The sequence below is a fragment of the uncultured Gemella sp. genome (genome assembly GCF_963525875.1).
Taxonomy (GTDB): Bacteria; Bacillota; Bacilli; order Staphylococcales; family Gemellaceae; genus Gemella.
This window is the reverse complement of sequence record NZ_CAURMG010000019.1, coordinates 19,373-32,473: the sequence shown is the minus strand read 5'-3', so window position 1 is coordinate 32,473 and position 13,101 is coordinate 19,373. Positions and strand designations below refer to the sequence as shown.

The 13,101-nt window shown below is 31.4% G+C and carries 4 protein-coding genes; all 4 read right to left on the bottom strand.

Features of this window, described 5'->3' with window-relative positions:
• Positions 1-240 precede the first annotated feature (240 nt).
• The 4 genes from RWQ73_RS04910 to RWQ73_RS04895 all read right to left on the bottom strand — a co-directional run bounded on the left by RWQ73_RS04910 (position 241) and on the right by RWQ73_RS04895 (position 13,060).
• Positions 241-5,277 carry a S8 family serine peptidase gene (locus RWQ73_RS04910; protein ID WP_314406987.1) on the bottom strand — a complete coding sequence of 1,679 codons (5,037 nt, stop codon included), beginning with the start codon at positions 5,275-5,277 and terminating at the stop codon, positions 241-243.
• A gap of 134 nt (positions 5,278-5,411) precedes the next feature.
• The gene (locus tag RWQ73_RS04905; RefSeq protein ID WP_314406985.1) at positions 5,412-5,795 is read right to left on the bottom strand and encodes a VOC family protein; all 384 of its coding nucleotides are present in this window, start codon (positions 5,793-5,795) and stop codon (positions 5,412-5,414) included.
• Complete coding sequence (locus RWQ73_RS04900; RefSeq protein WP_314406984.1) at positions 5,788-6,552, bottom strand: copper homeostasis protein CutC; 765 nt, start codon at positions 6,550-6,552, stop codon at positions 5,788-5,790. Before RWQ73_RS04900 ends, RWQ73_RS04905 begins: the two co-directional genes overlap by 8 nt.
• Positions 6,553-6,748: 196 nt before the next feature.
• Complete coding sequence (locus RWQ73_RS04895; RefSeq protein WP_314406982.1) at positions 6,749-13,060, bottom strand: ZmpA/ZmpB/ZmpC family metallo-endopeptidase; 6,312 nt, start codon at positions 13,058-13,060, stop codon at positions 6,749-6,751.
• Positions 13,061-13,101: the final 41 nt, after the last annotated feature.

The following is a 13,101-nucleotide window of genomic DNA, read 5'->3' as shown; positions in this document are numbered from 1 at the left end:
ACCACTTCGCCACAGCCGCCATATTTAACAACAATATTTATTATACATTTTCAATCACTTTATGTCAAGGACTATTTTAATAATTTTAAAAATTTTGATTACTTATTATAAAAGAATAGTTATTCTTAATCATTAATAATTTTTATATTTTATCAACTTATTAATATTTCTATCTCTCGTGTATCTATTATAAATAATTCTCCTTAACCTAATCGTTAAGGAGAATTATTAACCTATCTGTTATTTAGTATTTTTTCTTCTTAAAACGTATACTAAACAAACTAGTGCAAGGCCTACAAAAGTTGTAGGTAAAGCTAATATTCCGGTTTTTGCTAATAGAGAATTTGATTTTCCAACATTCCCAAGATTAACTTGTGAATTATCTGCTACAATACCCTGTTCCTTAGCTATATCTGCTAATCCTACACTTGGCTTATCTTTATCTTTCTTAAATACATTACCAAGTAATGTTGACAATCTAGATTTTTCTTTACTTACTTTCTCTGATGCTTTTTTAAGAGTTTCTAATGCATTGTTTACTTCATCTTGTTTTGCATTTGCATTAGATAATACTAAATTAGCTACTTTAAGTGCTTCTTTATATTCTTTCTTAGCTGCTTCATCTGCTTCTTTAAAGCTATCTTGTGATGTAAGGTCACCATTTTTCTCTACCTCAGCCGCAAGCTCTTTTTTATCTACACTTTGTACTTCTGCTTTTGGTTGTTCACCTTTATTTTCTTTAGGTGTCTCTGCTTTTGGTTGTTCTACTTTGCCAGTATATTCTTTTGGAGCTTCTTCTTTCGCTGGTTCAACTATTGCTCCTGCTTGCACTCCTGTGTATTCTTTTGGTTCTGCTACCTTCTCTGGTTCACCTTTTTCTATTTTTGGTTTAACACCAGTAAGTTTAGAAATAGCTGCATTCAACTCTTCAACAGCTTTGTTTACTTCTTCTTGTGTTGCATGTTCATCTTCTAACAGTTGTCTAGCTTTATTAATTGCTTTGTTGTATGCCTCTTTAGCATCTAATGAAGCATACTCATACTTATCACTATCTGTTGTAGCTTTAAAATTATCAGAAGCTAGTTTCAATTGACTCTTATCTACTTTAACCTCTTCTTTAGGTACATTTTTCTCTATAAGAGCCACAAAATTACTAAATCCATCTACTGTAAAGACGAACTTACCATCTACTACTTCACCATTAACCGGTTCAATTGTTCCATCTTTTTTCTCATGACCAAATTTAGCTGGCATTTTATCTAATGATAAAGTAACTTTTCTAGTTCCATCAACTTCTACTACCTTATTATTTCTATCTTCTAAATGGATATCATAAAAAACTACATCATATTTAGTTAAATCAATCTTACTGTCCGTTAGCTGTTTAAGTATTTTTTCCTTACTAGCTTTTTCAACATCTCCAACTACAAGTTTATAGTCATTGAATAATTTCGCCTCACCAAACTCAACTGTTGCCAGTGTAGTTGCACCTTCAGAAGTTGTCACGCTAGCTACTTTTTGAGCTACACTTAATTGTAATTCTTTTGTATTACGACCATTTCCTACTAAAAGTTCAAAATTATTTTCAGAAGATCTATATCCTTCTGGTAACACTACTTCAACAGTATATTTACCGTTATTTAATCGTTTTTGGAATTCTTTTTCACTATATAGACTTCTTGATAATTCTGTTTTTTCACCTTGTTCATTTGTAACAAATACTTTTGCTCCCGCTGGTATAACTTTGTCAAACTTAACTATTGTCGTATTTCTCTTTTGTTCTTCGAATGTAAATTCAACAGACTTAGTTGAATCATCTTTAGTTATCTCAAAAGATACTTCTTTAGGACTAGTTAATTTAAGAGCTTCATCAGTTAGAACTACTTGTACAGTATATTTACCATATGGAAGAGCTGTTAGGTTCTTACCATTTTTCGTGAAATCTTCTCCAACTAACTCGCCTTTTTCATTCTTAATAGCATATCTGACATTAGTAGAATAATCACCTGTTCCATCTTTAGCTGTAGTTTTTATTTCTACAGTTCCTTTTTCTGTATTTTGAACTTTTGATATTCCAACACTATCTTTGTTCCCTGCAAAGTCACCTACTTCATAAGTAAATTTATCAAGAGATACTTTTTCTGGAAGAGTAAATGTACCGTCAATATTTGGTTCAACCACAACTTCCTGCTCTACAGTTTTACCATCTTTACCTTTTTTGGTCACTTTATAACTTAATTTCTTATAAAGTACTCCACTTCCGTTCTCTTTTACAGCATATGGTTTAAATGTTCTAGTTTTTTCGTCATAAACTCCACCTGTACCAACAATTTGCGGTGCAACTCTATCAAGCGTAACATTAAACACTGTTTCTTGCATTTTCGCACCTGTTGCAACTGGACTATAGCTAACTACATACTGATATTCACCATCTGGTAATGGATTTCCATTTTTATCCTGCCCTTTCCAGTTTGTTTCAGTAACTAACACAGCTTTTTTATTTGTAACTTTGTTATGGAAAAAGTTCTTTTTACCAGAAACATTACCATTTTCATATAATGGATTTTTACGTTCAACATCATCTTTTGCATAAACTGATAATTTAAGATTCTCATAGTTTCTTAGGAATGTTGCCTTAAAACCAACCTCATCATGCTGTCTATCACCATTTGGAGAAAATGCTAATTTACCAAAATAATTAGACTTAGTTTTAGGATTAGTGTACTCTCCTAAAACTTTTATGTTCTTTTCTTCACCATTGACATCAACAGTAACTAATGAAGTAAAGTTATTTTTATCATCACGCTCAGTTGTATTAGGTTTATAGTAATAGAATGGTTTTTCATTTCCTTTAAATTCATATATTGGTTTTTCAACTACAGGTAGATTTTGGAACTCACCTTTAAAACCAACATACGGAATACCAGCAACTGCTGTATTAGTATCTTTAATATCAAAGAATCTCACAAATCCTTCAAGATAATAACCATTTGGCATTTGACCTTCTAATTCATTTCTAAATTGTGTAGCATCAACAGTAATCGTAATAGATTTTTCTCCTTTAGCAGGTACTACTACAGCTTCTCCTCCATTACTTTCTGATAATTGTCTTGGTTTTAGAGTAATTTGTCCATTTTCTACACCATCAGTATTTAAATAAGACTTGTAAACAAGTTCCTTAGGTTGATCAGATAAGTTATGTAGTACTACATTAAATTTAAATGTATCTTGTACATTACCAAGTGAAATACTTCCATAATCATTTTCGCCAGTTACATATAAATCACCAAAAGCTGCTTTAGAAACATCAATAACTCCAGCTCCTTGTTGTCTTGGTGACGTAAATGCTTTTGTTTCATTATTATAGTTTGGAATTGCAGTACTCATTAATAAGTGTTTTATTAATTTTTGTAATTCCTCACCTTGTAGGTCTGGATATCTTTCTTGGAATACTTGTTTCATTAAAGATATAGCTCCTGCTACGTGTGGTGAAGCCATACTTGTTCCACTATCTAATCCGTATGTTCCATTATTGAATGAAGAATAAACATCTCCACCTGGTGCTGTAACATCAGGCTTAAACAATCCATCTCCAGTTACTCCCCAACTTGTAAAATCAGCTAGTTGGTTAGCTTGTGGATGAGGTCTCTTACTAAAGTGCCCAGTAAATTTTAATTTGTAGTGATCCGGATAAGTAGCTAATAAATTACCAAATTTATATCCAACGAATACTACCGGGAAATCATTGTCATTATTATTTAGAGCAACATTTAATAATTCTTCTCCACCTTCTTTAGTGTTATATAAAACAGCACCTACAGCTCCAGCCTTCTTAGCTGCTGCTACTTTATCAGCAAAGGTATTTCCACCCCCACGCATCATCACTGCAATCTTACCTTTTACATCTTGGTTTTTAAAATCATTTTCTAAACCATAGCCAGCATTAAAATATGAATACTCAACTTTAGGATCAAATTTCTTAGTAAATGGTCTTATTGTAGCTTCTCCATTATCCCATTCTTCATTTCCTTCTAATCCTACTAAAGTCATAACTTCAGTATTCATTACACTATTATTTATTGCTGCTACAGCTATTGAGTCAGGTGTTACAGACGGTGTTCCGATTAATCCGTAATCTGGATTAGATGCACTTGGTTTGCTTTGACCATTTCCAAATACATTATCATTCCCCGCTGCAACTACAACATTAACCCCAGCTTTTTTAGCAAGTGCTATTGCATCTATAGTACCTTGACCGACTTCTGTTACTGCACCTGCTGTAGCCCCTAAACTCATATTTATAGAATCAGCTCCTAGTTTAACAGCATCCTCTATAGCTTTAACATATAAGAACGTACTAGTTTTTGCTCCACCTTGTTTATCAGAGAATACTCTCATAAAAATCAATTGTGATTCTGGAGCAACCCCTGCTACATATTCATTATTTGGTGCTTTTTTTGTTGGATTACCTACTGAAGTACCTACAACATGCATTCCATGCGATTTATCTTTTTTCTCTTTTAAATTATTATCCCAATCATAGTAGTTAAATGCATAAATTAATTTATCACTATACCATTTACCATAGTCAATTCCAGCTTTTTCTTTTACAGCTTCAAGCTCAGCTTTATTTTTATACTTCGCTTTACTCGTATCAGTTAGATGTAATATGTCATGATTAGGATCTAAACCTGAGTCAATAACAGCCACTACTCTTCCTTGACCTTTATATCCTTTATCCCATAAGCTCTGTACACCAATAATTCTATTACTATCGATAACTGTATTTTTCAAAACAGTATCACTATCTTCATTTTTAGTTGTAGTTTCCGGAACCTCGTAATCAACACTTACTTCTACACTGTTTACAAAATCCATCGCTTGAATTTTTTTAGCGTCAGCATACGAAGTTTCTAAAGAAAATCCGTTTAAAAGTGTATCATATTCAAATAATACTTTATAGTCTACACCTTTATCTTTAATTTCTTTTAGTGCTCGTTCACGTGGTTCTTTAGTACTTTTTTCACGTTCTTTTCTTCCTTCTTCAGTTTTTAACGAATTAGGATCTACTTTATCCTCTTTTAAAGAAACAATAATTTTAACCTTATCCTCATCTTTAAAAGTATGTGCAGAAGTATTAGATACTGCATCAGCCTTTACATTCTCTTCAGCATATACCCAATTCTTCTCTAAATTATTAAAATTCATTACATGTAAATTTGTAAGTAATAATGTTGCTGTTACAATTGATACAGCAGCTTTTTTTCTAAATCTCATTATGCCACTCCTTTTTTAGTTAATTAAATTCATATTTCTCTATTTAAACATATATTTTCTGTAAAATCAATATTTTTTTCAGTTAAAATAAAAAAATAAAGAAAAAAATTTAGTTTCCTAAATTTCTTCTTCATCTATTCATGTATTTCTAACGGTAAACCATCAGGATCAAAGAAAAATGCCATCTTTTTATTATCGAAATCATCATAACGAAGTTCTTCATGCAAAATACCAAGCATATCAAATTTCTTTAACATTTCCTCCACATTATCTACTCTAAATGCTAAATGTCTTAATCCCGTATATTCTGGATTTGGTATTTTTGGTCTTAAAGGAGCATCTTCTTTAATAAATATTTCCAAAACTAAATCACCATTCTGGACATTTAAAATAATATCTTTCTTTTCTGGGCGAACATATTCACTTATTACTTCAAAACCTAATTTATTAACATAAAACTCTTTTGTTTTACTATAATTTGTTCCTATAATAGCTATATGATGTATATTTTTAATCATTGCACTCTTCTTTCTTATTAATATTTCTAACTATGTTAACTGCTTTAGCCAGTTCAATTGGATTTACCACTTCATAGTCACCTTTGTCTGTATATCTATAACTTACATCCATACCAGTTGTTGTTTGATCAACACCATACTTTTTAAAGGTTCCATGAACTTGTGTAACTCCAGTATTTTTAATAATACTTTTTATATTTTCTGTAGAAATACCTGCACCAGCTAAAATTTCAATTTTATCTCCGAACTTCTCTTGCAACAACTTTAGTAGATCAGCACCTTTTTCTACATTAGTTCCTAACCCACTTGTCAATACTCTAGTACATCCTAATTCAATTAAATGCTGAATGTTGTATTCAGGTTCATTAGAACAATCAAATGCTCTATGAAAAACACTTTCCGCTTCATAACTTTTACAAAGTTCTATCATTTTCGTCGTCTCTTCCCAGTCTATTTTTCTATCCTCAGTAAGAAATCCAAATACAATACCCTTAGCTCCATGTTCTAGTAATTCTTTTGCTTCTCTATACATTTGTTCTTTTTCTATTTCAGTATAACAAAAACCGCCTCCTCTAGGTCTAACCATAGTCATTATTGGTATTTCCACACCCTTTTCTAACGCCATATCTAAAACAGTAATTGTTGGTGTTAAACCACCTAGATAACCTGCACTAATCAATTCTATTCTATCTGCACCTTCACTCTGTGCTACAATACAATCTTGTACACTATTAGCACACACTTCAATTTTTATCATATTCAAATTCTCCTTAAATTTTTATAGTTTTATTATATCATAAATTTTTATTGTAATATCCTACTACATTACTTATTATATATTTATATACATTCTAATAAATATAAATAAGAGAGCGACCCAAAAATCATGATTCCGAAGAAATCAATTTTATCGAGTCACCCCCTATTTATTTTATATCTAATCAAAAATCAGGTTACTGTTCTCCAAATATAGAAGTTCTAAAATCATTAGTTTGATCTAAATATGCTTTAAAGATTGCTCGTTTAAGTTTATGAACTCTACTTTGTTCAAGATACATTTTCGCTAGTTCATCCTCCGCATCAGCTTTGACAGCTTCAGTTATCATATTACGAAGCATATCTATATTAGTTATTGTTACCTTACTATTTCTAGAGAAACTTACATTTGGATTATAAAAGCTAATACTTATTAGATTGTTGAATTTAGCTTTTCTCTCTTCATACATTTCTTTTTTAAAATCAACCCATGATTTATATTTATTATTAAACACTTTTTTAAGTACTAACTCATCTGTTACATTACCGATTTTTTTACCATATGATGTAATAACGTCACCATTTGCTTTTGCTTCTTCTGCGTATTGATTAGAAATATATGGTACCATTCCATCTTTAAAACCTTTTGCAGCTAACAACTCGAACGCCATACGACGTCCCATTAAATCACCCGGAGTTCCTTTATCATTACTTAGAGCAGAATATATTGGTGAAAATAGTTTAATTGTATAATAGCCATTTCGTTTAAAGGTATTATCATTGTCATTTTCATATCCTCTTCTTGTAATAACATCATTTTCAATTAGACTATTAAATGTCGTTAATTTGCTAAGTTCACTATCATTTAAGTAACGAATAACATTAGTTGCATATACTTTACTTCCGTCTGGATCCAGTTCAAATTTATTTTCTATTTTTCTCAACAAGTCATTTTTCTTAGAAATATCTAAGTTAACAACTGCATTACCTTCTAGATATTCTAGCATATAAATTACATCAAACAGATTATGCATATATGTTTGTAAGTCTTCTGCATTATTAAATCGTTTTGTAGGATCTTTTACCTGAAGTCTAGTTGGATTTTCTGCTTCTTCATACTTCAATATAGAGTTAATCGTAATAGTAGGATCATTTGGATGATCAGGAGCTTGTAACAATCCTTTAGCATAAAACTCTGGTCCAAGTCCATTTCGTCTTCCATATCCTCCAAGATAAATTTCTCTATCTGAGTTATGCGTCATTTCATGTGTATAAGTTACCGCACCATCTTTATCAAGCATACGATACGCCATATAATAGAAAGCATCCCCTGTAGCGTATGCTCCATTAGCATTATGAACAACATTATTTCCTGCTGGACCGAAGAAATGTTTTATCGCTGGATGATTAGTTTCAAAATTAGCTTGGTATGTATCCTTATCTTCTCTTTCATCTGTACCAAATCTAAATGCATCATAGACTAGAACACTTCTATATAATTTTTCTTTATTTTTATCATCCAATATTTTATACCAGTAATCATAGTGATCTCTAAATCTAACAGCCGCTTCTTTTGCTTTTGTCTCAACATAGTCATTTAAATTAGTTCCTGCTGGATGTTCTTTACTTCTATATCTATCATAAGCACCAAATCCTATAGTCGAAATGTTCGCTATAATAAACACCGATTTTTCAGGTAATGTTAGTAGTGGCAAGACCATACTTGGGTATTTCCAAGATGGGCTAGTTAATCTATCATATACTCCTATAGATTGCGGAGTACCTGCTTTTGATTGCTTATCACTTACCTCTTTAATAGTAGATTTTTCTTCTACTATATAGGCTTTAGTTTGTTCTTTAAACCACTCGTTATTGGTTTTATCTGGCACGAATGCTTGTCTATATTTTTCTAATGCATCAAATAAATTATTAGTTTTATAATTTTTCGCTAATAATACGTTATAAGTTATAACATTATTTTTCGCTAGTAAATTATTATATCCAGATTTTCCTAATTCGATAACATTATCTAACGCTGAGCTATTTGATTTTCCGAAGAAATCCAAGTGATACATAACTAAATCTTTTGCTTTTGTTTCACCATATTTGAAATTGTACCAACGCTCTAAGTATGTTAATCCTAGAAGTAGAGCTTCTTTATTATTTTTAATTTTTTCGATTACATAATTATCTATTATCTTATTATTATTTTCAGCTATTGCAGCATCTGCAGTAAGAAGTTTTGTTAAACTGTCTCTCAAATCACGTTTAGTAGTATTGAACTGTTCTTCTAAATATAATTCCGTTAAGCTAACATCATTAGAAACATCTAATACTTTTCTTATTGCCTCTGATTTATATTCTACATTATTTAATGCTGGTAATACTTTTTCCAAAATATTATCATAATTGCGAAGTAATGTATTCGGTGTGTAAATTAATTTTGTATCGCCTATTCTATACTCTGCTACATTTGAAAAATCACTTTGATAATTTACATTAAGTTTCTCTGATGTATTGTCCGCGTAATATAGTAATAGTTTATTTATACTTGATTTGTATTTGTTAATATCACTAATTACTTCATTATCTTTCATAGGAACTACTGACAATAATTCTTTATTATAAAGATTACTACTTGCTTCTACTAAATTCCCGTACTTAACTATTGTTTCTCTATTATAGAACGGTAATAGTTTTTCCATATTTTTATATACTTTTTCTTTTGATGGATCAGCATTTTCAAGATTTCTATAGTCAGTTACATATCTAGAAGAGAAATTAAAGTCTTCTGTTTTAATAGTATTTTTAGTAACAAAAGCAGATTTTTTCTCTTTAATCTGTGCATCTTCTAATACTTCTCCTCTTTGAACATCAGAATCCTTAGTTAAGATTTCATCATCTTCTGCTACTACGTTCACAACTTTATTATTTTTGTTGCTATATACATGTTTTGCTTTCATATTATCAAAATGTTTACCAGCTATAGCATTACCATTCGTTACATTAACGTCGCTTAGCACATTTGATAGTTGACCAGATTTTTCTAATTCACCAACTGGATCCCAAAGATTACCAACTACTCCACCAACGTTTGCAAAACGTTGAACATTATTAAGATTTCCTTCAGCATAGCTATTACTAATTAGCGCCCTATCCTCTACTGCACCAACTATTCCGCCAATAGATTGATCCCCTTTAGTTGCGTTTGATGATAAATCAATTGATGCAATCGACTTATCTATTAATCCCCTTGAACCAGAAAGTTTACCAACTAAACCTCCAATTTGATAAGCTGAATTTGTTTCATAAGTATTAGTAATTCTTCCTGTAAAGCTACTATTTGAAATTCTAGAATTCTCTACTTGTGATACTAAACCTCCTATTCCATGTTCACCAGCAATTGCTCCATCAGCATGAACATTACTAATTATAGTTCCATTCTTCGCTTCTTTCGCTACTGTTGCAGCATCTTCTTTTGCTGAAATATTGACATCTTTTAGTGAAAGATTTTGTACTCTAGCATTACTTAAAACATTAAATAACGGCTTTTTCAGGTTGTATATAGCATAATACTTATTGCTATTTTGACCTATTAATGTACCATGGAATTCATTTTTCACATAACTTTCTTGGCCATCTGGAAGTTCAACTTCACGAGCATCCATAGTTGCACCTAAACGAAACTCTCCATAAGGATCTCTATTCATTGCGTCAACTAAATTTTTAAATGATGTATAGACACCAGTTTCACTTTGCTGAGTTTTAGGTAAATAGTATGTATAATTATCTTGTACTTTATTATTTTCATGTTGTATCAGATTATTTACACTCGCTACTATTTTATAAACATCTCTATTATCTCTATTATCTTTATTATCATTAGTAATGCTTGTAACTGGAAGCATCACGTCTTTAAAGTTCTCTGATTTTACTTTCATGAAGTAATTTTCTGGGTCATTTGGCACAGAATCAAGTGAAGTTACATGACGATACTTATCACCTTCTTTAGAATATAGTTCAACAGAAGATATATTTCTAAGTTCTAATTTCTTATTAACGTCTTTTTCTTCTTTAAGATCATTTTTTTTCTCATCTTTGTGACGTTCTAGTGCATCATATGTTGGAGTAATTTCAGTACCTGCGATAATACTCTTAATCCAAGATAATTGTGTAGGAGATAAAATCAATCCACCTGAGCGATTTTGTGCTCCATTTTGATGCACACCAATAACTTCACCATTGGCATTAAATATTCCTCCACCACTCATACCAGGATTTCCGCCTTGATATTGGACACCGTAGGTATTATTCGCATATTTTTGTTCCATTTCTACCGTAGTATCTTTTAAGTGCGTATATTTCCCACCTGGATATCCATGAACATTAAGTTTGTCATAAACATTTACTTTCGAATAATTATCTACTAGATTTACATGTTTTCTTTCTAAAGATTGTGGTAATTTAATCACTGCTAAATCATAGATAAATCCTTTTGGATAATCTTTTTGATTATAAAAATGAATATCATTAGCGGTAAATGTTCCTTTTTGTCCGTCAGGAGTCACCCACTCATATTCGTTTTTAGATTTATCACCTCTAAATTCACCCGTAGTATTATCAGTAGAATTATGAATGAAATTATGAGCTACTGTTAAAAGTACATTTGGTGCAATAAAAGTAGCTGATCCCACTCCAGTTCCCCTTGACGAATCTGTAATAAAGGTCATATTAATTAATGCACTAGATTTTTTCTGAATACTCATTTCTTCTGGTGTATTAGTATTTTCATTATTTGGTTTAGCCTCTTCAGAACTTGGCTGCTCAATACTTCCTGAATACTCTCTAGTTGGCTCTACTTTCTCCGGTTCTACTATCGCTCCAGCTTGTACTCCTCTATACTCCTCTGGGACTTCTACTTTCTCCGGCTCTACTATCGCTCCAGCTTGTACTCCTCTATACTCCTCTGGGACTTCTACTTTTTCTGGTTCTGCTACTGCTCCGGCTTGCACTCCTGTATATTCTCTTGGTGCTTCCACTTTCTCTGGTTCTACTACCGCTCCAGCTTGCACTCCTGTATATTCTCTTGGTACTTCCACTTTCTCTGGTTCTGCTATTGCTCCAGCTTGTACCCCTGTATATTCCTTCGGTGATTCTACTTTTTCTGGTTCTACTAAAGCTCCAGAAGTAACAATACCATATTCAGGTTCTATTTTTTCTGGCTCTACTATTGCTCCAGCTTGCACTCCTGTATATTCTCTTGGGGGTTCCACTTTCTCAGGTTCTACTAATGCTCCAGCCTGTACTCCTGTATATTCAGGTTTCTCCATTTTTGCCGCTTCTACTATTGCCCCGGCTTGCACTCCTGTATATTCGGGTTTCTCCTCCACTGCTGCTTTTACCAACTTAGCTCCAGTTGACTTAGGGTTATTGTTTACTTTTTTAGTACCCCTTTCAACTATTTCAGAAATAGGTTCTACTGTTTTAGATGATAGAATTTCTTTTGAAACTTCTTTCCCTTCAACAACAAATACTCTATATACATCAATCTTTTTCCCTAATCTTCCTTGTTGTTTTATTCTTGTAGTTCCTTCTGTCAATTCTGAATTATTTTCAATAACTCGATTATATGCTAAACTTGTTTCTACAGTTTTATCTTCATATAATAATTCAGGCTTAGTCAATTTTCCAGACATAACCTCATCTTCAGGATTAACAGTATTAACACCTTTAGGTTTAATCTGAACATCATTAACTTTTTCTACATTATCTGACTGCTTATCATTTTTAATATATTCTTCGTTTTTCTTTTCTAAATCATTAAAATTTTTTAAAGAATCCAATTTTTTATCATTATTAACAATCTGCTGTTTATTTTGTTGTTTTTCTACTTTACTTATGCTATCTGCTTTTTCAGTTAAATTATTCTCTAATTCATTTTTTATAAATCCAACAAAATTATATCCTGGGATTGAAGAAATATTAGGAAGTTTATCTCCAACTTTCAAATTATAATCCATATTATATACAGATAATTCAAGATTTTCCATAGCACGAGCAGGTAATTCTATAGAAGTTACACCCATACTTGTCACTAATAATATTGAAAGTATCTTACTTTTTTTATTTCGACCCTTTGCAACTACCACTACAATAAGCCCCAAAAGTCCACCTAATAACATACTACCAACACCATAATTTAAACCAGTATTAGGTAATTTATTTAATTGTGCTGTTTTTTCTGGCTTAAATACTAAATAATATGTTTCTTCTGTACTACTAACCACATTAGGTACTTCTTTTTTTATTAATTCTTTTTCTTTATCAGTTAAATTATTTTCACCAACATACTTGTAGTGAACTACTGCATTATCAGCGGCCTTTATTAGATTATCATCTCCATTCACAGCGGGAATCATGAAAAATGAACCTATTGTCATCGAACAAACTCCAATAGTTAACTTTCTCAAAGAAAATTTGTTGTTTTTTTCCCCTAAAAATTTTCTCACCTTTTTTCGCCTTCTTTCATAAAAATACTTTCATAATCTTT